At 70.9% G+C, this 21,141-nt stretch carries 22 protein-coding genes, 1 tRNA gene and 2 riboswitches; of the genes, 15 read left to right on the top strand and 8 right to left on the bottom strand.

The features are described from left to right. Positions 1-39 precede the first annotated feature (39 nt). The 5 genes from ACZ6SA_RS42495 to ACZ6SA_RS42475 all read right to left on the bottom strand — a co-directional run bounded on the left by ACZ6SA_RS42495 (position 40) and on the right by ACZ6SA_RS42475 (position 4,073). Complete coding sequence (locus ACZ6SA_RS42495; protein WP_443155549.1) at positions 40-1,767, bottom strand: ABC transporter ATP-binding protein; 1,728 nt, start codon at positions 1,765-1,767, stop codon at positions 40-42. A 229-nt stretch (positions 1,768-1,996) separates the two neighbouring features. After that, a complete protein-coding gene (locus tag ACZ6SA_RS42490; RefSeq protein ID WP_347649843.1) occupies positions 1,997-2,176 on the bottom strand; it encodes a hypothetical protein in 180 nt (59 codons plus the stop codon). Positions 2,177-2,201: 25 nt separating this feature from the next. After that, positions 2,202-2,462, bottom strand: a complete 261-nt coding sequence (locus ACZ6SA_RS42485) for a hypothetical protein (protein WP_465834743.1) — start codon at positions 2,460-2,462, stop codon at positions 2,202-2,204. A 93-nt stretch (positions 2,463-2,555) separates the two neighbouring features. Further along, positions 2,556-3,311 carry a hypothetical protein gene (locus ACZ6SA_RS42480; RefSeq protein ID WP_347649841.1) on the bottom strand — a complete coding sequence of 252 codons (756 nt, stop codon included), beginning with the start codon at positions 3,309-3,311 and terminating at the stop codon, positions 2,556-2,558. A 57-nt stretch (positions 3,312-3,368) separates the two neighbouring features. Continuing rightward, positions 3,369-4,073: a FadR/GntR family transcriptional regulator gene (locus ACZ6SA_RS42475; RefSeq protein WP_347649840.1), complete on the bottom strand. Its 705-nt coding sequence runs from the start codon at positions 4,071-4,073 to the stop codon at positions 3,369-3,371. Between the two features lie 124 nt (positions 4,074-4,197). On the opposite strand from ACZ6SA_RS42475, the gene ACZ6SA_RS42470 reads away from it, so the two are divergent. The 8 genes from ACZ6SA_RS42470 to ACZ6SA_RS42435 all read left to right on the top strand — a co-directional run bounded on the left by ACZ6SA_RS42470 (position 4,198) and on the right by ACZ6SA_RS42435 (position 11,829). Further along, the gene (locus ACZ6SA_RS42470) at positions 4,198-5,568 is read left to right on the top strand and encodes a glutamine synthetase family protein (RefSeq protein WP_347649839.1); all 1,371 of its coding nucleotides are present in this window, start codon (positions 4,198-4,200) and stop codon (positions 5,566-5,568) included. 10 nt (positions 5,569-5,578) lie between these two features. After that, entirely contained in the window at positions 5,579-6,925 is a 1,347-nt protein-coding gene (locus tag ACZ6SA_RS42465; protein WP_465834741.1) for an aldehyde dehydrogenase family protein, read from the top strand. 8 nt (positions 6,926-6,933) lie between these two features. Continuing rightward, the gene (locus ACZ6SA_RS42460; protein ID WP_465834739.1) at positions 6,934-7,698 is read left to right on the top strand and encodes a 3-oxoacyl-ACP reductase; all 765 of its coding nucleotides are present in this window, start codon (positions 6,934-6,936) and stop codon (positions 7,696-7,698) included. Positions 7,699-7,708: 10 nt separating this feature from the next. After that, on the top strand, positions 7,709-8,401 hold the full coding sequence (locus ACZ6SA_RS42455) for a gamma-glutamyl-gamma-aminobutyrate hydrolase family protein (protein ID WP_465834737.1): 693 nt from the start codon (positions 7,709-7,711) through the stop codon (positions 8,399-8,401). A 53-nt stretch (positions 8,402-8,454) separates the two neighbouring features. Next, positions 8,455-8,552, top strand: a riboswitch (glycine riboswitch). 19 nt (positions 8,553-8,571) lie between these two features. Beyond that, positions 8,572-8,671, top strand: a riboswitch (glycine riboswitch). 34 nt (positions 8,672-8,705) lie between these two features. After that, entirely contained in the window at positions 8,706-9,791 is a 1,086-nt protein-coding gene (gene gcvT, locus ACZ6SA_RS42450) for a glycine cleavage system aminomethyltransferase GcvT (protein ID WP_347649835.1), read from the top strand. Then, positions 9,788-10,177 (top strand): glycine cleavage system protein GcvH, encoded by a 390-nt coding sequence (gene gcvH / locus ACZ6SA_RS42445; protein WP_465834734.1) that lies wholly within the window; start codon positions 9,788-9,790, stop codon positions 10,175-10,177. Before gcvT ends, gcvH begins: the two co-directional genes overlap by 4 nt. 72 nt (positions 10,178-10,249) lie before the next feature. After that, entirely contained in the window at positions 10,250-11,626 is a 1,377-nt protein-coding gene (locus ACZ6SA_RS42440) for an L-serine ammonia-lyase (protein WP_465834732.1), read from the top strand. Beyond that, positions 11,620-11,829 (top strand): Txe/YoeB family addiction module toxin, encoded by a 210-nt coding sequence (locus ACZ6SA_RS42435; protein WP_465834730.1) that lies wholly within the window; start codon positions 11,620-11,622, stop codon positions 11,827-11,829. Before ACZ6SA_RS42440 ends, ACZ6SA_RS42435 begins: the two co-directional genes overlap by 7 nt. 97 nt (positions 11,830-11,926) lie before the next feature. Here ACZ6SA_RS42435 and ACZ6SA_RS42430 read toward each other — a convergent pair. Then, positions 11,927-12,009 (bottom strand) — tRNA-Leu (locus ACZ6SA_RS42430). A gap of 133 nt (positions 12,010-12,142) precedes the next feature. Beyond that, positions 12,143-12,616, bottom strand: coding sequence for a thioredoxin-dependent thiol peroxidase (gene bcp, locus ACZ6SA_RS42425; protein ID WP_347649830.1), 474 nt, complete (start codon positions 12,614-12,616; stop codon positions 12,143-12,145). A gap of 150 nt (positions 12,617-12,766) precedes the next feature. Between bcp and ACZ6SA_RS42420 the strand changes: the two genes are divergently transcribed. Beyond that, the gene (locus ACZ6SA_RS42420) at positions 12,767-13,099 is read left to right on the top strand and encodes a DUF3618 domain-containing protein (protein ID WP_465834728.1); all 333 of its coding nucleotides are present in this window, start codon (positions 12,767-12,769) and stop codon (positions 13,097-13,099) included. An 86-nt stretch (positions 13,100-13,185) separates the two neighbouring features. On the opposite strand, the gene ACZ6SA_RS42415 is transcribed toward ACZ6SA_RS42420, so the two are convergent. Next, positions 13,186-14,379, bottom strand: a complete 1,194-nt coding sequence (locus ACZ6SA_RS42415; protein ID WP_465834726.1) for an amino acid deaminase/aldolase — start codon at positions 14,377-14,379, stop codon at positions 13,186-13,188. Positions 14,380-14,516: 137 nt separating this feature from the next. On the opposite strand from ACZ6SA_RS42415, the gene ACZ6SA_RS42410 reads away from it, so the two are divergent. From ACZ6SA_RS42410 to ACZ6SA_RS42385, 6 genes are all read left to right on the top strand, one after another. Continuing rightward, positions 14,517-15,116, top strand: a complete 600-nt coding sequence (locus ACZ6SA_RS42410; RefSeq protein WP_347649827.1) for a DUF6286 domain-containing protein — start codon at positions 14,517-14,519, stop codon at positions 15,114-15,116. Beyond that, positions 15,116-15,610, top strand: a complete 495-nt coding sequence (locus ACZ6SA_RS42405; protein WP_443155560.1) for a hypothetical protein — start codon at positions 15,116-15,118, stop codon at positions 15,608-15,610. Before ACZ6SA_RS42410 ends, ACZ6SA_RS42405 begins: the two co-directional genes overlap by 1 nt. A 247-nt stretch (positions 15,611-15,857) precedes the next feature. Then, positions 15,858-17,027: a sensor histidine kinase gene (locus ACZ6SA_RS42400; protein ID WP_465834723.1), complete on the top strand. Its 1,170-nt coding sequence runs from the start codon at positions 15,858-15,860 to the stop codon at positions 17,025-17,027. Between the two features lie 14 nt (positions 17,028-17,041). After that, positions 17,042-17,692 carry a response regulator transcription factor gene (locus ACZ6SA_RS42395; protein ID WP_347649824.1) on the top strand — a complete coding sequence of 217 codons (651 nt, stop codon included), beginning with the start codon at positions 17,042-17,044 and terminating at the stop codon, positions 17,690-17,692. Positions 17,693-17,807: 115 nt separating this feature from the next. After that, positions 17,808-18,554: an ABC transporter ATP-binding protein gene (locus ACZ6SA_RS42390; RefSeq protein ID WP_347649823.1), complete on the top strand. Its 747-nt coding sequence runs from the start codon at positions 17,808-17,810 to the stop codon at positions 18,552-18,554. Position 18,555: 1 nt separating this feature from the next. Then, positions 18,556-21,045 carry an ABC transporter permease gene (locus ACZ6SA_RS42385; protein WP_465834720.1) on the top strand — a complete coding sequence of 830 codons (2,490 nt, stop codon included), beginning with the start codon at positions 18,556-18,558 and terminating at the stop codon, positions 21,043-21,045. Positions 21,046-21,141: the final 96 nt, after the last annotated feature.

Genomic DNA, 21,141 nt, shown 5'->3' with positions numbered 1-21,141 from the left:
ATGAGAGCATTCATCAATGTCACCCGCAGACTACATCGGCTAGCTCACCAGGAACTGGGTGGCCGCCAGCTCGCGATAGAGGTCGTCCAGGCCGACCAGCTCGTCGTGCGTGCCGACCGCGCGCACCCCTCCGCCCTCCATGACCACGATCCGGTCGGCGTTGGTCACGGTGGACAGGCGGTGCGCGATGACGAGCACCGTGGTCTCCGCGGCCACCTCAGCGATGACCTCGCGCAGCCGCAGCTCGTTGACCGCGTCGAGCTGCGAGGTGGCCTCGTCGAGCAGCAGGAGCCTGGGCTTGCGCAGCAGCGCCCTGGCGATGGCGACGCGCTGCCGCTCGCCGCCGGACAGCAGCACCCCGCGGTGCCCGACCGCCGTCTCCAGCCCTTCGGGCAGCCTGGCCACCAGGTCGTCGAGCCGGGTGCGGGCGATCGCGCGGCGCAGCTCCTCCTCCGTGGCGTCCCTGGCGGCGAAGAGCAGGTTCTCCCGCAACGTGCCGGCCAGCACGGGGGCGTCCTGCTCGACGTAGCCCAGTGCGGCCCGCAGCTCGCCGAGCGGCCAGTCGCGGATGTCGCGGCCGCCGATCCTGATCGTGCCGCCCTGGTGGTCGTAGAAGCGTTCGAGCAGGGCGAACACCGTCGACTTCCCCGCCCCCGACGGCCCCACCAGCGCGGTCAGGCCGCCGGGCGGCACCTCGAAGGTGACCCCGTCGTGCACGATCGGCCGGTCGTCGCCGTACCGGAACACCACGCCCTCGAACGTCACCCCGACCGGCTCGACGCTGCCCTGGGCGACGCGGACCGGCTCGGTCGGCTCCGCGGGCAGCTCTTCGATCTCCTTGATCCGCTTGAGCGCGGCCAGTCCCTGCTGGAGCTGCACACCGCCCTGGACCAGCTGCCCGATCGGCGGCACGAGGTAGAACAGGTAGAGCAGGAACGCGATCAGCGACGACACCTCGAGCGTGCCGGAGGCCACCCTCGACCCGCCGACGCCCAGCACGCACAGGAACGCGATCTGCACCGCCATCCACGTCGCCACACCCGCGAGCGAGGTCCACCCGGCGACCTGCAGGCCCCTGTCACGGGCGCGGACCGCCGCCTCGCCCACCTCGGCGATCTCCCGTTCCTCCGCGCCGCTCGCCTTCACCGTCCTGTACGCCTGCAGCGCCCGGTCCAGCACGGCTCCCATCTCGCCCACGGCCTCCTGGGCGTGCGTCTGGGCCCGCTGGATCCTCGGCATGATCAGCGCGACCAGCCCGCCGATCACCACCACCACGAGCAGCGTGATCAGCAGCAGCACGCCGTCCATGGCCGCCATCATGACGATGGCCCCGACCAGCATGAACGCCGCGCTCACCGACTCGACGATGCCGTTGGTCAGCACGGCGCGCAGCAGCGTCGTGTCGCTGGTCACCCGCGACATCAGGTCTCCGGGCTTGAGCCGGTCGACGTCGGCGACCTTGAGGCGCAACATCCGGTCCACGAGCCCGCGCCTGGCGCCGAGCACGATGCCCTCGCCCGTGCGTTCCATCAGGTAGCTGCCACCGGCCGACACGACCGCGCCCACCAGCACCGCGACGGTGAGCCCTAACAGCGGTCCGGCCATCGACGTGTTCTGGCCGAACGCGTCGACGACGTACTTGGCCAGCAACGGCATCGCCAGACCCGCCACCGAGCCGATCAGGCCCAGCAGGCCGCCCAGGAACAGGACCTTTCTGTGCGGGCGAACGTAGGCGAGCAACTCCTTGACCACCGCAACCCCCTTCACGACATTTCTCGACTTTGCTCCAACGAACGGGAGCCCTCGATCGACACCGATCGCCAGAGTCAACCTAAATTGACGACCCTAGTATGTCAACTTTGGTTGACTCCTCCTTCGTGAGGAGGAGACGGCATCCGGAAGCGGCGCATTCCGACGACCTCCGAGGCGCCGACCGCACCCGGCCGGACATTCGCGGAACTGGTCGGCGCGGACTCGCTGACGGGCTTGCAGGAGATCAGTCGATGTCCGGCAGATCGGGATCGTCATGGCCGGCGTCACCGTCGTCGACCCGCCGCAGCTTGAGGTCCTCCACCCAGCCCTGCACGAACTGCCGGATCTCCACGATCCGCGCTTCGTCCACGCCGTACGCCTCGAACGCCTCAACGGTCATGCCCTCGACGCGCTCCAGCCGCATGAGCAGCTCATGAGGCGAGAAGCCGTCATGGTGCACGGCCGCGAGCCGTTCGAGGCGGCTGCTGGAACGCCTCGCGCAGCAGGTCGATCGCACACCTTTCCCCGGTCGTCATGTCCTCGACCATCAGGCGCGCCGTCCGCGGCGTGACGTCGGTGATCGATGCCCGCAGGCCCGCGTCCAGGAACGCGCCGGCGACGCCGCCCGCCACCTCGCGAAGGGATGTCTCCATGGCGGTGGCGAAGTCGAGGCCGGCGCCCGGCCGGTCGGTGAAGCCATGAGCTCTCATGGCGTAACCGCCCGCGAGCACCAGACCGTATGTCTCACACACGGGTGACACGGCCTGGAGCAAACGCCGCTGGAAGGAAGGAAGCTCCATGTTTCAGGCGTTCCACCGCCCGCGCCGCGTGGACGGCAGATCGTGCCGCCCTGAGAGGAACTCCTGGAAGGCGATCTTCGCCTTGATCACCGGCCGCCGCCAGCGTTCCTCCCGGTGGATCGCCTTGGCCATCTTGCGCGGTGACTGCCTGGTGAAGAACCAGTGGGCCCAGGGCGAGCCCGGCCGCGCCAGGCGGAACGCGCCCACCACCAGCATGGGCGGGATGAACAGCCCCGCCATCCCGGTCCAGATCTTGCCCTTGAGCAGGGTGACGACGGCCAGCGCCAGGTTGGCGATGATGAGCACGGCGGGGTTGACCGGGGTGCCGTAGTCCCAGGTGAGCGGGCGCAACCCCATGAGGAGCAGGCCGGTGACGGCGACCGCGATGAAGACGGCGTCCACCGAGGTGCGCCCCTCCTCTTCCCAGTAGACGTCGTGCAGGTGCAGGATCAGCGCGAACTCGTCCAGCACCAGCGCCGATCCGATGCCGAACACGCACGCCGCGGCCGCCGTGCCCGCGTGCGAGGCGGGCGGGACGATGAGGCCGGCGACCCCGCCGGCCATCATCAGCACGACGCCGAACACGACGTGGTGGATGTGCATCTCGCCCACGCTGACGTTGCGGAACCAGCCGATCTTCGCCCTGATCAGGCGGACGTTGATGCGCGTGGCGATGAAGGCGACGATGAGCGCGACGAAGTAGCAGAACAGCGGCAGCCGTCCTGTGGCGATGATGGTGTGCTGAAACCAGGTCCCCATGATGCTGGAAACGATGCTACGAGCCGATGAGCCCTTTATGCGCGCAACCGGCGGCCCTCAGGCCAGGAACGCGCGCAGGAGGGCCGCCGTGCCCTCCAGGTGTTCGGCCACCGCCTGCCGGGCCGCGTCGGGGTCGCCCGCCAGGATGGCGTCGACGATGGCCTGGTGCTGCACGGCGGCGTGGTCGAGGTTGACCTGGAGCATGGGGATGGCGTTGAGCAGGTCGCTGACCCGCGAGCGGGCGTCCGCGCAGGTCGTGGCGAGCAGGGGCGAGCCCGTCAGCTCGGCGATCGACAGGTGGAAGGCGGTGTCGAGCCGGCGGTAGTCGTCGAGGCCGGCCTCGTTCACGTCGGCGAGCCGGCGTACGAGCACCGCCCGCTGCTCCTCCGCCGGCCGGGACATCGCCAGCACCTGGGCCGCCCCGCACTCGACCGCCAGGCGGAACGTGAGGGCGTCCGACAGGTCGGCCATGCCCATCTCCTTGACGGCCTCGCGCAGGTGGCCGGCGTCCGGCTCGGGCGGCGCGTACGTGACGAACGCGCCGCCGTAACGGCCCCTGCGCACCTCGAGGTATCCCGCGTCGGACAGCGCCCGGATGGCCTCGCGCAGCGTCACCCTGCTGATGCCGAGCCTGACGGCCAGCTCGCGCTCGGGGGGAAGCTTGTCGCCCGGCGCGACCAGGCCGAGCTTGATGGCCTGGAGCAGGCGTTCCACGGTCTCCTCGAAGGCGTTGCCGGCCCGGACCGGGCGCAGCACCGTCATCAAACGCGCCGACTCGTCCAACGTGTCCTCAGGTCTTGACAAGGGATCCCGCCATACACATCAATGGTCTAAGACTAGCCCAATCAATGGGGACGCGTGTCAGCGCAGATCGGAGCGGCGTAGCGTGAGCGATGGAGCGAGCACCGGATACCTTTCCGTCAGCGAGCTGCGCGACGAGGTGGCGTCCGGGCGGATCGACACCGTGCTCCTCGCGATCGCCGACATGCAGGGCAGGTTGCAGGGCAAGAGGCTGTCCGCACGCTATTTCCTCGACGAGGTGCTGCACCACGGCTCCGAGGGGTGCAACTACCTGCTCGCGGTCGACGTGGACATGAACACCGTGGCCGGCTACGCGATGTCGTCCTGGGAGCGCGGCTACGGCGACTTCGTGATGAAACCCGACCTGACGACGTTGCGCCGGGTGCCGTGGCAGGAGGGCACCGTCCTGCTGATGGCCGACCTGACCTGGGAGGACGGCGGCGACGTGCCGCCCTCCCCCCGCCAGGTCCTGCGCAGGCAGCTCGCCCGGCTCTCCGAGCGGGGGCTGGCCGCGTACGTCGGCACCGAGCTGGAGTTCTGCGTCTACGACGACACCTACGAGCAGGCGTGGCAGCGCGGCTACCGCGACATGTCGCCCGCCAACCTCTACAACGTCGATTACTCGCTGCTGGGCACCGCCCGCATCGAGCCCCTCCTCCGGCGGATCAGGCGCGACATGGAGGGCGCCGGGCTCTACGTCGAGTCCGCGAAGGGCGAGTGCAACCTGGGCCAGCACGAGATCGCCTTCCGCTACGCCGAGGCGCTGAAGACCTGCGACAACCACGCCATCTACAAGAACGGCGCCAAGGAGATCGCCGCCCAGGAGGGCAGGTCGATCACCTTCATGGCCAAGCCGAACGAGCGCGAGGGCAACTCCTGTCACATCCACATCTCGCTCAGGAGCCTCGACGGCGACCCCGTCATGGCCGGGCCGGGGCCCTACGGGCTCTCGCAGCTCGGCGCCCGCTTCATCGCCGGGCAGCAGGCCTGCCTGCGCGAGCTCACCCTCCTGTACGCCCCCAACATCAACTCCTACAAGCGTTACGTGCCGGGCAGCTTCGCCCCCACGGCGATCAAGTGGGGCGTCGACAACCGCACCTGCGCGCTCAGGCTCGTCGGGCACGGGCCGTCGCTGCGGATCGAGAACCGCGTGCCGGGCGGTGACGTCAACCCGTACCTCGCGGTGGCGGGAATGGTGGCGGCCGGGCTGCACGGCATCGACAACGAGCTGCCGCTGGAGGACGCGTTCGAGGGCAACGCCTACGACTCGGGCGCGGAGACCGTTCCGCACACGCTGCGGGACGCGCTCCCCCTGTTCGAGGGGTCGAAGCTGGCCCGCGAGGCGTTCGGCGAGGAGGTCGTCGAGCATTACGCGAACAACGCGCGCGTGGAGCTGGCGGCGTTCGACGCGGCGGTGACGGACTGGGAGATGTTCCGTGGTTTCGAGCGAATGTGACGGGTGACCGATGAAGATCGTCAATCCGGCGACGGAGGACGTCGTCGCCGACGTCGAACTGGCCGACGCGGCCGAGGTCGACCGGGCGGTGGAGCGCGCCGGGAAGGCGTACGCCGCCTGGCGGCAGGTGGCGCCCGGCGATCGGGCACGGCTGCTGAGGAGGTTCGCCGACCTGGTGGGCGAGCACAGCGAGGAGCTGGCGCGGCTGGAGATGGCCAACGCCGGGCACCCGATCGGCAACTCCCGCTGGGAGGCCGGCGCCGTACGCGACGTGCTGCACTTCTACGCCGGGGCGCCCGAGCGCGACCACGGCAGGCAGATCCCGGTGCCCGGCGGCGTGGACGTCACCTTCCAGGAGCCGCTGGGCGTGGTGGGCGTCATCGTGCCGTGGAACTTCCCGATGCTGATCATGTCGTGGGGGGTGGCCCCGGCGCTGGCGGCCGGCAACACGGTGATCGTCAAGCCGGCCGAGTGGACTCCCCTGACCGCGCTGAGGCTGGCGGAGCTGGCCCTGGCCGCGGGCCTGCCCGAGGGGGTGCTCCAGGTGCTGCCCGGGGCGGGGGAGGTCGCGGGCGCCCGGCTGGTGGAGCACCCCGGCGTGGCCAAGATCGTGTTCACCGGCTCGACCGAGGTGGGCAAGGAGATCGCGGCCAAGGCGGCGGCCCAGGTCAAGCGGGTCACGCTGGAGCTAGGCGGCAAGTCCGCAAATATCATCTTCGCGGATGCCGATCTCGACAGAGCGGCACAAGCCGCCCCCTACGCGGTCTTCGACAACGCGGGACAGGACTGCTGCGCCAGGTCCCGGCTGCTCGTCCAGTCAAGCGTGTACGACGCCTTCATGGAGCGCCTCTCCGAGGCCGTGCGCGGCGTCGTCGTCGGCGACCCCCGCGACGAGAGCACCGAGATGGGCCCGCTGATCAGCGCCGAGCACCTCGACCGCGTGCGCGGCTTCGTCCAGGACGGCGCCCCCTACCTCCAGGGGTCGTGCCCCGAGGGCAAGGGCTACTGGTTCCCGCCGACCGTGCTCACCCCGGACGTCACCGACCGTGCGTTCACCGAGGAGATCTTCGGGCCGGTCGTGTCGGTGGCGCCCTTCGAGGACGAGGCGGACGCCGTACGCATCGCCAACGACACCCCGTACGGGCTGAGCGGCTCCATCTGGACCCGCGACGTCGGGCGCGCGCTCCGCGTGTCCAGAGCGGTCGAGGCGGGCGCCCTGTCGGTCAACTCCAACGCGTCGGTCCGCTACTGGACCCCGTTCGGCGGCTTCAAGCAGTCAGGGCTGGGCCGGGAACTCGGCCCCGACGCCCTGGCGGCGTTCACGGAGACCAAGAACGTCTTCATCTCCTGGGAGTGAGGCAGCACGTGAAGAGATTGCAGGATCGGGTGGCTGTGATCACCGGCGCGGGCGGCGGCATCGGGCTGGCCACCGCGCGCAGGTTCGCCGACGAGGGCGCCAAGGTGGTCTGCGCCGACCTCGACGAGGAGGCGGGCGTCAAGGCCGCGAACGAGGTCGGCGGCCTCTTCGTACGCGTCGACGTGGCCGACGAGGACGACGTCGCCCGGATGTTCCGTACGGCGTTCGACATCTACGGCAGCGTGGACATCGCCTTCAACAACGCCGGCATCTCGCCGCCCGACGACGACTCGATCCTGGAGACCGGCATCGACGCGTGGCGCCGCGTCCAGGACGTGAACCTGACCAGCGTCTACCTGTGCTGCAAGCACGCCATCCCGTACATGCGGCGGCAGGGCAGGGGCTCGATCATCAACACCGCGTCGTTCGTGGCCGTCATGGGCTCGGCGACCTCGCAGATCTCCTACACGGCGTCCAAGGGCGGGGTGCTGGCGATGTCGCGCGAGCTGGGCGTGCAGTTCGCGCGCGAGGGCATCCGGGTGAACGCGCTGTGCCCGGGCCCGGTGAACACGCCGCTGCTGCAGGAGTTGTTCGCGAAGGACCCCGAGCGGGCGCAGCGGCGCCTGGTGCACGTCCCGGTCGGGCGCTTCGCCGAGGCGTCGGAGATCGCGGCGGCGGTCGCGTTCCTGGCCAGCGACGACGCGTCGTTCATCACGGGCAGCGAGTTCCTGGTGGACGGCGGCATCTCCGGCGCCTACGTCACGCCGCTCTAGGGGGGTCATCGTGCGACGTCCCGTCATCGGGGTCACGTGTTACGTGGAGCCGGCGACGTTCACGGTCTGGCAGGACATGCCGGTCGCGCTCCTGCCGTACATGTACGTCGAGCAGGTCGTCCGGGCCGGCGGCCAGCCGGTCGTGCTCCCGCCCGCGGGGGACGCCGCGCAGGTGGTGAGCCGCCTGGACGGGCTCGTCCTGGCCGGTGGCGGCGACATCGCTCCGGCGAGGTACGGCGAGACGCCGGCGGAGCGTACCGGCTACATCCGCGAATTCCGCGACCAGGCCGAGTTCGCCGTGCTGGCCGCCGCCCTCGACGCCGGGCTGCCCTTCCTCGGCATCTGCCGGGGCCTCCAGGTGCTCAACGTCGCTCTCGGCGGCAGCCTCCACCAGCACCTGCCCGACGTGGTCGGCCACCCGGGTCACTCCCCCGCGCCCGGACGGTTCGGTCACCTGCCCATCACCCCCGTCCCCGGCACCCGCCTGGCCAAGGCGCTGGGCACGGCGCCCGTGACGGTGCCGCACTATCACCACCAGGCCGTCGACCGGCTCGCCCCCGGCCTCACCGTGACCGCGACCGCCGCCGACGGCACCGTCGAAGGGGTGGAGCTGGACTCGGGGCCGTTCACCGTGGCGGCGCAGTGGCACCCGGAGGCGGCCGAGGACCACGCCCTCTTCGAGGCCCTGGTGGCCGCCTGCTGACCGGCGAACGCGACAAGACCCCCAAATCACTACTAGGCTGGCGGGACACACCAGCAAACCGTGCGGGAGAGCACCCTGACAGCCGGTCAGGGTCCCTGAAGGAGCAAGCCCTCCCCGCGAACCTCTCAAGGCAAAGGACCGCACGGCTGACCGGGAGCATGTCTCCTCGGAAGGTGACCTCTGGAAAGCAGGCCCGCAGGGTCTCGCCGAAGGTGAAAGTCCGGCAAAACTCGGGCGAAGCTCTCAGGCATCGATGACAGAGGGGGAGGATGCTGGCATCCAATCCTGTCCTGAGGTGCGATAAATGTCCCGACCTACTCCGCTACGAGACGTGCACGAAAGCCTCGGCGCGACGCTGACCGACTTCGCGGGCTGGCTCATGCCACTCCGGTACGGGAGCGAGTCCGCGGAGCACAGGGCCGTCCGCGAGGCCGCCGGGCTGTTCGACCTCTCGCACATGGGCGAGATCTTCGTGACCGGGCCGCAGGCCGCCGCCGCCCTGGACTACGCGCTGGTCGGCAACATGTCGGCCGTGACGCCCGGACGAGCCAGGTACACCATGATCGTCAACGAGCGGGGCGGGGTGCTGGACGACCTCATCGTCTACCGGCTCGGGGACGAGGAGTTCATGGTCGTCGCGAACGCCTCGAACTACGAGAAGGTCGCCGACGAGCTGGAGAACCGCTCCAAGGCGTACGACGCCGTGGTCGACGACCGTTCGCAGCAGTACGCCCTGATCGCCGTCCAGGGACCCCGCTCCCAGGAGATCCTCGCCACGCTCACCGACGCCGACCTGGCCGGGCTCAAGTACTACGCGGGCCTGCCCGGGCTCGTCGACGGGCGGCAGGCGCTCATCGCGCGCACCGGCTACACCGGCGAGGACGGGTTCGAGCTGTTCGTGGCCGGCCAGGACGCGGTGCCGCTCTGGAACGCGCTCGTGACCGCGGGCGAGCCGTACGGGCTCAAGCCCGCCGGACTGTCCAGCCGCGACACGCTCAGGCTCGAGGCCGGCATGCCCCTGTACGGCAACGAGCTGAGCGCCGAGCTGACCCCGTTCGACGCGGGGCTGGGCAGGGTGGTGAAATTCGACAAGCCGGGCGACTTCGTCGGCAGGTCGGCGCTCGAGGCGGTCAAGGACGACCCGCCGCGGCGCCGTCTCGTCGGTCTGGTCGCCCGGGGCCGCCGGGTGCCGCGCCACGGCTACCCGGTCACCAAGGACGGCGCCGTCGTCGGCGAGGTCACCAGCGGTGCGCCCTCCCAGACCCTGGGCAAGCCCATCGCGCTGGCCTACGTGGACACCGGCGCCGACTCAGGCCTGGCTGTGGACATCCGGGGCAGCCATGAACCCATGGACCTGGCCGAGCTGCCCTTTTACAGGAGGAACAAGTGAGCAACATCCCTGACGACCTGAGCTACACCAAGGAACACGAGTGGGTTTCCGGGGTCGAGGACGGCCTCACCGTGAGCGTCGGCATCACGGCCTACGCCGCCGACGCCCTTGGTGACGTCGTCTTCGTGCAGCTCCCCGAGGTCGGTTCGGTCACCGAGCCGGGCGACTCCGTCGGCGAGGTCGAGTCGACCAAGTCGGTCAGCGAGATCTACACGCCCGTCGGCGGCGAGATCGTCGAGGTCAACCAGGCCATCGTGGACGATCCGAGCCTGGCCAACAGCGACCCGTACGGCGAGGGCTGGATGTTCCGGGTGCGCATGGAGGGCGACCCGGAGGACCTGCTCTCCGCCGAGGAGTACGCCGCGCTCACCTCGGGCGAGTCCTGACCCTGCCAGGCCTCATCGGCTGACGCCGGGGCCCGCGTCCGGGCCCCGGCACTCATGAAGGGCGCATCATCAATGGCGATCAGCGTCTTCGACCTGTTCAAGATCGGTATCGGGCCGTCGAGCTCCCACACGGGAGGCCCGATGGCAGCGGCCCACAAGTTCGCCCGCGGCCTGCATGAGGACGGCCTGCTGCCGCGCGTGGCCAGGGTGGAGGCCATCCTGTACGGCTCGCTCGGCCTGACCGGGAAGGGCCACGGCAGCGACAAGGCGGTCCTGCTGGGCCTGTCCGGCGAGAAGCCGGAACTGGTCGACGTCGACACCGTCGAAGGGCGTCTGGCCGAGATGCGCGAGTCGGGCAGCGTCCGGCTGTACGGCACGCGCGAGATCCCCTTCGTCGTCGGCCGGGACCTCGTCTTCGAGCGCAAGATCTCGCTGCCCGAGCACCCCAACGGCATGCGCTTCACCGCCTACGACGCGGCGGGCGAGCAGCTCAGGGAGAAGACCTACTTCTCGGTCGGCGGCGGCTTCGTCGTGGACGAGAAGGCCACCGGCGCCGACCGCATCAAGCCGGACGACACCGTCCTGCCCTACCCCTTCACCACCGGGGAAGAGCTGCTCAAACACTGCACGAACACCGGCCTGTCGATGTCCGCGCTCATGCTGGAGAACGAGAAGGCGTTCGGGCGCACCGAGGAGGAGGTCCGCGCGGGCCTGCTGCGCCTCTGGCAGGTCATGTCGGAGTGCGTGCGCCGGGGCATCTCGAAGGAGGGCGTCCTGCCCGGCGGGCTCAAGGTCAAGCGCCGCGCCAACCAGTTGCACCGCCGCCTGCAGTCCGAGCCGGCCGAGAAGGACCCGCTGCAGGCCATGGACTGGGTGACGTTGTTCGCGCTTGCGGTCAACGAGGAGAACGCGGCCGGCGGCCGCGTCGTCACCGCCCCCACCAACGGAGCCGCCGGCATCATCCCGGCGGTCCTGACGTACTACACCCGTTTCGTCCCCCACGCGGACGAGGACGGCGTGATCCGCTTCCTGCTCACGGCCGGCGCGATCGGCGTGCTGTTCAAGGAGAACGCCTCGATCTCGGGCGCCGAGGTGGGCTGCCAGGGCGAGGTCGGCTCCGCCTGCTCCATGGCCTCCGCGGGCCTCACGGAGGTGCTCGGAGGCACCCCGGAGCAGGTCGAGAACGCCGCCGAGATCGGCATCGAGCACAACCTGGGGCTGACCTGCGACCCGATCGGCGGGCTGGTGCAGATCCCGTGCATCGAGCGGAACGCGGTCGCCTCCAACAAGGCCATCACGGCGGCCAGGATCGCCCTGCGCGGCGACGGCCGCCACTTCGTGGCCCTGGACAAGGCGATCAAGACGATGCGCGACACCGGCCGCGACATGCTGGACAAGTACAAGGAGACCTCACGCGGCGGCCTGGCCGTCAACGTGATCGAGTGCTGACCACCATCGAGTGGTACCGTAATCGACTCGAGCTCATCGAGGACATTCTGCGCGACCCGTGCGAGGGCATCGGCAAACCTGAGCCCCTCAAGTACGCGTTGGCAGGCGCATGGTCGCGACGTATCACGGATGAGCATCACCTGGTGTATCTCGCCGAGAGCGACGAGATCGTCATCCTGCAGGCCCGCTACCACTACGGCTAGAGGGCACGTGGATGCCGATTGTCGCGTTGGTCGAAAATGCCGGGCCAATACGGAGAAATAGCAAGCTAGCAGGAAGGGCCCGATGGGCGTTCGCTTGTGCGGGCGGGGGGATTCGAACCCCCACGGTGTCTCCACCAACAAGACCTAAACCTGCCGCGTATGCCATTTCGCCACGCCCGCGTAGTCCCCGCCGAAAGCGGGCTTCGGACAGTTTAGCGCTCCGGGTGAGGACGACGCGCATCCGTGATGAACGCCGCCCGGAGAAGGGCCCGGAGAAGGGCGCGGCCCCTTTTTCGCGGGCCCGCGAACCGGCTCAGGCCAGGCCCAGCTTCTTCTTCAACGAGGCCACGTGCCCCGTCGCCTTCACGTTGTAGAGCGCCTGCTCCACCTTCCCGTCGCCGTCGATGACGAACGTCGAGCGGATGACCCCCACGATCTCCTTGCCGTACAACTTCTTGGGGCCATAGGCGGCGTACGCCTTGTGCACGACGAGGTCGGGATCGGAGAGCAGCGGGAAGGTCAGCGCGTCACGCTCGACGAACTTGGCTAGCTTTTCCGGTTTGTCCTTCGACACGCCGAGGACCACGAAACCCTCTGCGGTCAACTGGCTGAGGTTGTCACGGAAATCGCAGGCCTGCTTGGTGCAGCCGGGCGTCATCGCGGCGGGGTAGAAATAGAGGATCACCCGCTTGCCGCGGTGGTCGCCGAGGGAAACGGTGGTTCCGTCGGCGGCGGGTAGCACGAACTCGGGCGCGGCGTCGCCGGGCGCGAGCTTGGTCTCTGTCATGGGGCCCTCCTCGGTTCTTCCCGCAAACCTACCGGCCTGGCCGCCGTGCCGTACGGCCCGCCGACCTGACAGACTGATCACGACCACTACGGCCGCAGCCCGCACGGCACACGAAGCGGGGGCGGCCACGCACGGTCGAAAGGAGAAGCCATGGCTGACACCGATCCCGACGAGCTGGAGCGGCGGATCGCGCGGACGCGCGCCGAGTTGGCGCAGACGGTCGACGCCATTGCCGACCGGGTGAGCCCCAAGCGCGTCGCCGAACGCACGGTGACCGACGTCAAGAGCAGGGCGGGGCACTTCGTGGCGTCCGTGGGCGACGCGCTCGGGGTGGCGCCGCGGCCGGCCGGCTACGCCGACGATGGCGAGCGGGCGTGGGACGATGAGCGGCCCGACCTGAGTCCCGTCCTCATCGGGGTCGGGGCGGTGCTGGTCGTGGGGGCGGCCCTCGTGTTCTGGCGCCGCCGCCGGCGGCGCGCCTGACGCTCCTGTGCACCGGCCGGGCACGCCGGGCGTGCCCGGCACTCCGCAGGCCGCCCGGGCTCGCCCGGCGCGCGTGGCGCCGGAGGTCAGAGGAAGGTCTTGCCCTCGCCTCTGTACGTCGGCACCGATCCGTCCAGGGTGTCGCCGTCGACGAGGTGGAGCGTGTCGAACCGCTCGCACATCTCGCCCGCCTTGGCGTGCCTGAACCACACCCGGTCGCCGATCCGCAGGTCCTCGGCGGCCTGGCCGAGCAGCGGCGTCTGCACCTCCCCCGCGCCTTCGTCCGGGGAGAAGCGCAGCCCCGCCGGCAGGTAGGGCTGCGGCAGGCGGCTCCCGCCCGCCGCCCCCGAGGCCGGATAGCCGCCCCCGAGCACGGTGGCGATGTCCGGAGCCGGGCGGCGTACGACCGGCAGGGCGAACAGGGCCGCCGGATGGCCGGTGAAGCCGCGGTAGAAGTCGAACAACCTCGGGTGGAAGAGCCCGGATCCCGCCGTCACCTCCGTGACGGCCTTCTCGCGTACGGTGCGCTCGATGGAGCCGGTGCCGCCGCCGTTGACGAATTCGAGGTCGGCGACCCGGCGGACGGCGTTCACGACGCGGCCGCGCCTGACGATGAGCTCCCGGGCGGAGCACGCCTGCATGACTCTGATGGCGCGGGTGAGCAGGGCGTTGCCCGGAGCGTCGTCGCCGACTCCGGCGATCTGGGCCTCGTAGGCCAGCAGCCCGGCCAGGCGGAGCCCGGGGCGTTCGGCGATGGCGGCGGCCAGGTCGGCGGCATGCTCGGGCTCGCGGATCGGGGAGCGCAGGGCTCCCGCCCGGAATCTCCCGCCCAGGGCGACGTAGCCGGCGTCGATGTCGAGGCAGATCCGGAGCTCGGCCCGGGGACGCACCCCTTCCACGGCGGCCTCGATGAAGTCGAGGTGCGCGAGCGAGTCGACGGTCACGGTGATGCGCCCGGCCGCGACCGCGTCCCCGGCCAGTTCGGCGAGCGCGTGCCGGTCGGCCGTCGGGTAGGCGACGAGGACGTCCGCGCACCCGTGCCGGGCCAGCCACAGCGCCTCGGGCAGGGTGAAGGCCATGACGCCCTGGAAGCCGTCCATGGCCAGGACGCGTTCGAGCAGCAGCCGGCTGCGTACCGATTTGCTCGCCACCCGGATCGGCTTGCCCGCCGCCCGGCGGACGAGGTCGGCCGCGTTGGCCCGCATGGCCGCCAGGTCGAGGATCGCGAACGGGGGCTCGAGCGCCGCGGTGGCACGATCATAGCGCTGGCGGGCATCCATACCAGCAGCGTAACGACATATCAGGCAAATGAATATGAGCGGCTTTCATATTAGTCCTCGTCCCCGTAATGATCGGGCAAATCGGCGGCGAGGGCGCGGTTCAGGCCATGCGGCTCCCCTGTACCTCTGTCCTTGTGATGACCACGCTTCAGCAGATACTGCCCGGCGCCGCCGCCACCCCGCGGCTCACCGGACTGCGCAGGGCGAACAGGGCACTCAGGCCGGCCAGGACCCTCCCAGGGGCCGTCGTGGCGATCGCACTGACCGCGGGGCTGGGCCTGACCACGGCGGAGCTGGTGTCGGGACTGCTCGGCGCGCCGCTCGGCTGGGTGCCGGTGAACGAGGTGGTGGAGCTGGCGGGCAGGACCGCGTGGCCGAAGGTGTCCACCGCCGCCCTGGTCGTGGGCGGCGCCGGCGTGCTGATGGTGCTGCTGGCCGTCGTGCCGGGCACCTCCAGGCTGGTCGCGGTGGAGACGTCCGACCCGCTGATCGTCATCGGCATCACCCGCCCGGGCCTGCGCCGTACGCTCGCCGCCGCGGCCCAGCAGGTGGCGGGCGTGGACAAGGCCCGGGTGCGCCTGCGCAGGCGCACCATCGAGGTCACCGTCGTGACCGACGCCGAGAGCACCGGGGCGATGCTCAGGCAGGTCGGCACCGCGGTGGGCGACCGGCTCGCGGGTGTGGGCACGCTCGGCACCGGCGAGGTCGTGGTCCGGCTGCGCAGGAAGGCACTGTGATGCGGCAGTACGCCGGCAACCGGGTCGGGCTGGCCGTCGTCGGCACCGTGCTGGCCGGGCTGGGCGCGTACGCGTGGTTGCGCGGCGAGGGCCGCCTGTCCGAGCTGCCGCCCAAGGGGAAGGTCCTGCCGGCGCAGCTCCACCGGACGCTGGCCGAGGAGCCGTGGAGCATGTGGCTGCTGGCCTTCGCCCTGCTGCTCCTGTCGCTGGTCTCGCTGCGCTGGCTGCTGCTCTGCCTGGGCTGGGGCCGTCGCGGCACGCCCAACGGCACGGGCACCGCCATGTTGTTCGTCGGGCTGAAGAACGTGGAGAACCTGGGCAAGACCAAGGTGCGGGTCGGCGATGACGGCCTGCGGATCAGCGTGACCTGCCCGTCGGAGGCGGACATGGGCGCGGTGGTGGGCAAGCTCGACCAGGACATCGTGGGGCGCATCCGGCGCGAGATCCGCGACGACGAGATGTGCACGGTGGTCCGCCTGCACGTGCGCCGTTAGGCTCCGGAGCGCCGGGGGCTACTGGGTCGCGCGGCGTTTCTTCGTCACCGCGCGACCCGGGCGTCTTGATCATGATCCGCCATCACGATCTCCCTTTACTCACCCACAAGGGGCGCTCCCGATGAGCAAGAATGCCCGATCGCCTGTAAGCCCGGCGTAAGGGAACGGTCACGTCAGACCTGGGTCGTACGCACACTTCACCCTCCAGGCTGACCAAGACCCCACTATAGATACATATCTTGAGGATGTGTTCGGAAGCGTACAGGCGTGGTCGAGGCGCCACGAGAAGCTGGCCGCCGTCCTGCGGGTGGCGCCGCTCGGCGCGCTGTGCCTCATCACGGCGGTGCTGTACGCGGGACGTGAGGCGCCGGGCGGTGGCGTCAACCCCGGCGTGATCTCGTACGTGGGCTTCTCCGCGGCGCTGGTCGTGCCGCTGGTGTGGCGCGACCGGCCACGCCTGTCCTTCGCGGTCATCGCGCTGGCCAGCTTCTTCCAGTGGGTGGCCGACGTCGACCCGATGCCCGCCAACATGGCGGTGCTGATCGCCCTCTGGGGCGTGGCCTACCGGTGCTCGTTCCGCTGGGCGCTGGCGGCGCTCCTCGTGTCGGAGGTCGGGGTGCTGCTGGTCCTGGTCAACTGGCTGGTGCCCACCTTCGGCATGTTCTTCAGCGGCTCGATCCTCGTGGTGACGATCTGGCTGACCGGCCTGTACGCCAGGACGCGCAGGCACTATCTCGAAGGGCTGGAGGAGCGCGCCGAGCGGGCCGAGCGCGAGCGGGACCAGCAGGCCAGGATGGCGGCCGCCGCCGAGCGCGCCAGGATCGCCAGGGAACTGCACGACGTCGTGGCGCACAACGTCAGCGTGATGGTGGTGCAGGCCGACGGGGCGGGCTACGCCCTCGACCACGATCCCGAGCAGGCCCGCCTGGCCGTCACGACCATTTCCAGGACCGGCAGGGCCGCCCTCGCCGAGATGCGCAAGCTGGTCGGGGTCCTGCGCGAGAACGAGAGCGCGGCGACCGACTACACCCCGCAGCCCGGCCTGGACGGGTTGGAGAAGATGGTGCGCGAATCGGCCGTGCCCGCCCGGCTGCGCATCGGCGGGAGCCCCGCCGACCTGCCCGAGGGCCGGCAACTCGCGGTCTACCGCATCGTGCAGGAGGCGCTGACCAACGCGCTCAAACACGGCGGACCCGGCGTGCGGGCGGACGTGGAGATCGACTTCACCGGCCCTGACCTGCTCATACGCGTGACCGACGACGGCCGGGGCGCGGCGGCGCCCACGAGCCATGACGGGCACGGCCTGATCGGCATGCGCGAGCGCGTCGCCATGTACGGCGGCGCGGTTTCGGCCGGCCCGCTGCAGGGCGGCGGCTTCGAGGTGCTGGCCCGGTTGCCCATGGCGGAAGCGGCGTAGGAGGAGGCGGCCGGGTGATACGCGTGATGCTCGTCGACGACCAGGAGTTGCTGCGGGCCGGGTTCAGGATGGTGCTGGGGGCGCAGCCCGACATCGAGGTCGTGGCGGAGGCCGGCGACGGCGTCACCGCGCTGGAGGTCCTCGAGTCCACCGAGGTCGACGTCGTGCTCATGGACGTGCGCATGCCCCGCATGGACGGCGTCGAGGCCACCCGGCTGATCGAAGGGGCGAAGGTGCTGATCCTCACCACGTTCGACCTCGACGAGTACGCGTTCGCGGCGATCAAGGCGGGCGCGGCCGGGTTCCTGCTGAAGGATGTGCCGCCGGCCGACCTGGTCAACGCCATCAGGCTCGTGCACGCGGGCGACGCCGCGGTGTCGCCGCGCACCTTGCGCCGGATGCTGGACACGTTCGCCGCCCAGCTCCCCGGCCAGGCGCCGGCGGCGGCGGACGACCTGACGCCGCGCGAGCGCGAGGTGCTGCTCATGGTGGCGCGCGGCCTGTCCAACGGGGAGATCGCGGCCGGGCTGGAGGTCGCGGAGGCGACGGTGAAGACGCACCTGGGCCGGGTGCTGGCCAAGCTGGGCCTGCGGGATCGGGCGCAGGTGGTGGTGTACGCGTACGAGGCCGGGCTGGTGGTGCCCTCCCATCGGCCGAAAGGCTGACCGGGGTCATCCGGGGGCGCACCTGAAGTCCCTCCTCAGGGCCCATGGATCCCGGAATCTCCGCCCCTAGCGTTGGTCGCGTTGAAGCCCGCGCCCCCAGGGAGAAGGAGTGAAGGTGACGCTCACCGAACGCCGAGCCGCGACCGCTGTCGTGGCCACGGAGCTGACCAAGGTGTACGGCCAGGGCGACGCCCGGGTGCACGCCCTGCGCGAGGTGAGCGTGGCCTTCGCCACCGGGGCGTTCACCGCCATCATGGGCCCGTCGGGCTCGGGCAAGTCCACGCTGATGCACTGCCTGGCCGGTCTCGACACGGCCACGTCGGGCACCGTGCACCTCGGCGACGTGGAGCTGACCGGGCTGTCGGACCGGCAGCTCACCCTGCTGCGCCGCGAGCGGATCGGGTTCGTCTTCCAGGCGTTCAACCTGCTGCCGACGCTGACCGCGGAGCAGAACATCCGCCTGCCCCTGGAGATCGCCGCCCGCCAGGCCGATGAGGCGCTGTTCGACCGGGTCATCGAGACCGTCGGGCTGACGGACCGGCTCTCGCACCGGCCGACCGAGCTGTCCGGCGGCCAGCAGCAGCGCGTGGCCGTGGCCAGGGCGCTCATCAGCAAGCCGCAGGTGATCTTCGCCGACGAGCCGACGGGGAACCTGGACTCCCGCGGCGGCGCCGAGATCCTGTCGTTCCTGCGCACGTCGGTGCGCGAGCTGGGCCAGACCATCGTCATGGTCACGCACGACCCGGTCGCGGCGTCGTACGCCGACCGCGTGGTGTTCCTGCGCGACGGCGAGCTGGTCACCGAGATCGCCGCGCCGACGCCGCAGACCGTGCTGGACACGCTCGTGAAACTGGAGGCGTGAGGTGCTGAGGACGGCTCTGGCCGGGCTGCGCGCCCACACGCTCCGGCTGCTGCTCACGTCGCTGGCGATCATGCTGGGCGTGGGGTTCATCGCGGGCACGTTCGTGCTGAACGACACCGTCGAGGCGGGATTCGCCCAGCGGGTCACCGCCGACGCGGGCAAGGTGGACGTCGCCGTCCTGCCCGAGGGCCCCGGCTCCGTGCTGCCCGAGCGCGTGCTGGAGCGGATCCGCGCCCTCGACGGCGTGACGGAGGCGCAGGGCCTGGTCCGCGGTGCCGCGCCGCTGCTCGGCAAGGACGGCAAGACCGTCGGCGACCTCCCCACCACGGCGATCTCGATCGTCACCGGCCCGCTGGACCGCGCCGACATCGTCGCCGGCACCGGGCCCGGCACCGACGACCGGGCCGCCGTGCTCGACGAGAACACCGCCAGGGCCCAGGGCTTCCGGCTCGGCGAGACCATCACCGTGCTCGACGCCGGGAAGGCAGAGCACCGGTTCAGGCTCGTGGGCCTCCTCGACACCGGCCTCGACCAGGACCTCTCCTTCACCGGCGCGGTCGGCTTCACCACGGCCACCGCGCAGCGCATGACGGGTGCCAGGGGCTACCGCGAGATCGACGTCGCGGGCTCGGCCCCCGGGCTGAAGCAGGCCGTCACGGCGGCCGCCGGCGGCGCGTACACCGTCAAGACCGGCGACGAGCTGGCCGCCGACCTGGCCAGGGCGGCCGGGGTCGAGACACGGATGTTCGCGCTGGGCCTGCTGCTGTTCGGGGCCGTGGCCATGATGGTGGCGGCCCTGGTCATCTACAACACGTTCACCATCCTCGTCGCCCAGCGCACCAGGGAGATGGCGCTGCTGCGGTGCATCGGCGCCACGCGGGGGCAGGTGTTCGGCTCGATCCTGCTGGAGTCGGCCGTCGTGGGCGCGCTCGCCTCCGCGCTGGGGCTGCTGCTCGGATACGATCTGGCCGCGCTCACGCTGACGGTGCTGGCCGCGGTCGACGCCCCGCTGCCCACCGACGCAGCCGTCACGCTCTCACCGGTCACCACGGCGGCAGGGCTGGCCGTCGGCCTCGCGGTCACGGTGTGCGCGGCCCTGCTGCCCGCCAGGTCCGCGACCCGTGTCCCGCCGGTCGCGGCGCTGCGCAGCCAGGCCGAGGAGCAGACGTTCCGCGCGGGCCTGCCGCGCGGGCTCTTCGCCGCCTTCTTCCTGGTGGCCGGGCTCGGCACCACCGCCGTCGGCGTGTTCGTGCTCGAACCCGGCCGGGAGATCTCGCTGCTCGTCGTGATGGCCGGGGGCACGCTGACGTTCCTGGCAGTGCTGATCTTCGGCCCGGTGCTGGTCAGGCCGCTGAGCGCGCTGGTCGGCTGGATCCCCGGCAGGCTGTTCGGGGTGCCGGGCCGCCTGGCCGTCGGCAACTCGGGACGCAACCCGAAGCGGGCCGCGACCACCACGGTCGCCCTGACGATCGGGGTGACGCTCATGACGCTGATCTCGGTGGTCACCGCGTCCACCAGGCTGACGATGACGGCCAAGCTCGACGAGCAGTTCCCCACCGACTACGTGCTGATGGACCAATCCCGCGACTCCGTCGTCCCGAGGACCGTCGCCGAGAGCCTGCGGGACGCGCCGGAGCTGGCCTCCGTGGTGCAGATCCGCCAGGCCGAAGCCACGATCGGCGGCCGGCACGTGATCACCGGCACGTTCCGCGGACCCGTCGAGCCCTACGTCACCGCCGGTTCCATGGCGGGTTTCGGCGCGGGCCGGGTGGCGCTGCGGGACAGCGAGGCCGAGGGCCTGGGCGTGCGGGTCGGCGACTCGGTGCGGCTCAGGACCGCGCGGGCCGGGACGGTGCCGCTGGAGGTGGTCGCGCTGCTCGACGGGAACCAGTCGGCGCTGCCGCCGGTCACCGTGGCGGAGACCGCCTTCGACACCTACTTCGGGGCGGTGCCCGACGCGCGGGTGATGATCCGCATCGGTGACGGCGTGCCTCCCGACCGCGCGCGCGAGGTCGTCGACGCGGCCGCGGCTCCCTATCCGAGCGTGAAGGTGTCGAGCTCGACGGAGGTACGCGGCCAGTTCGACGAGACGCTGGACATGCTTCTCATGATCATCACCGGGCTGCTGGGACTGGCGATCCTGATCTCGCTGCTGGGCATCGCCAACACGCTCTCGCTGTCGGTGCACGAGCGCACCAGGGAGTCGGCGCTGCTGCGGGCGCTGGGCCTGACCCGGCGGCAACTGCGCGGGATGTTGTCGGTCGAGGCGCTGGTGCTCGGGCTGATCGGGGCGCTGGTGGGCGTCGTGCTCGGAGGCGCCTTCGGGTGGGCCGCGATCATGGCCATGCTGGACGGCGCCGTCTTCTCGGTGCCGGTCGCGCAGATCGTGCTGTTCGTGGTGCTCTCCGGCGTGGCCGCGGTGCTGGCGGCGGTCCTGCCGGCCCGCCGGGCCGCCCGGGCGTCGATCACCGGTTCCCTCGCCACCGGCTGACCCGGAGCCTTCGAGGCTCGGGCGGAACGCTGGTCACGTGCTCAGGGCAGTGGGGCTGGGTCCACCTCCCGGGGTGGCGATTTTCCACCCCGGGAG

The organism is Nonomuraea sp. NPDC049378, assembly GCF_055586745.1.
This window is presented reverse-complemented; position numbering and strand designations above follow the sequence as displayed.

Bases quoted from the DNA above. Each gene is read 5' to 3' on its own strand.
- ACZ6SA_RS42410 (WP_347649827.1), top strand. From the start codon at position 14,517: ATGACCACGCTTCAGCAGATACTGCCCGGCGCCGCCGCCACCCCGCGG.
- bcp (WP_347649830.1), bottom strand. From the start codon at position 12,616: ATGACAGAGACCAAGCTCGCGCCCGGCGACGCCGCGCCCGAGTTCGTG.
- ACZ6SA_RS42475 (WP_347649840.1), bottom strand. From the start codon at position 4,073: ATGACGGTGCTGCGCCCGGTCCGGGCCGGCAACGCCTTCGAGGAGACC.
- ACZ6SA_RS42485 (WP_465834743.1), bottom strand. From the start codon at position 2,462: ATGAGAGCTCATGGCTTCACCGACCGGCCGGGCGCCGGCCTCGACTTC.
- gcvT (WP_347649835.1), top strand. From the start codon at position 8,706: ATGTCCCGACCTACTCCGCTACGAGACGTGCACGAAAGCCTCGGCGCG.
- ACZ6SA_RS42480 (WP_347649841.1), bottom strand. From the start codon at position 3,311: ATGGGGACCTGGTTTCAGCACACCATCATCGCCACAGGACGGCTGCCG.
- ACZ6SA_RS42465 (WP_465834741.1), top strand. From the start codon at position 5,579: ATGAAGATCGTCAATCCGGCGACGGAGGACGTCGTCGCCGACGTCGAA.
- ACZ6SA_RS42415 (WP_465834726.1), bottom strand. From the start codon at position 14,379: ATGGATGCCCGCCAGCGCTATGATCGTGCCACCGCGGCGCTCGAGCCC.
- ACZ6SA_RS42405 (WP_443155560.1), top strand. From the start codon at position 15,116: ATGCGGCAGTACGCCGGCAACCGGGTCGGGCTGGCCGTCGTCGGCACC.
- ACZ6SA_RS42440 (WP_465834732.1), top strand. From the start codon at position 10,250: ATGGCGATCAGCGTCTTCGACCTGTTCAAGATCGGTATCGGGCCGTCG.
- ACZ6SA_RS42420 (WP_465834728.1), top strand. From the start codon at position 12,767: ATGGCTGACACCGATCCCGACGAGCTGGAGCGGCGGATCGCGCGGACG.
- ACZ6SA_RS42490 (WP_347649843.1), bottom strand. From the start codon at position 2,176: ATGCGGCTGGAGCGCGTCGAGGGCATGACCGTTGAGGCGTTCGAGGCG.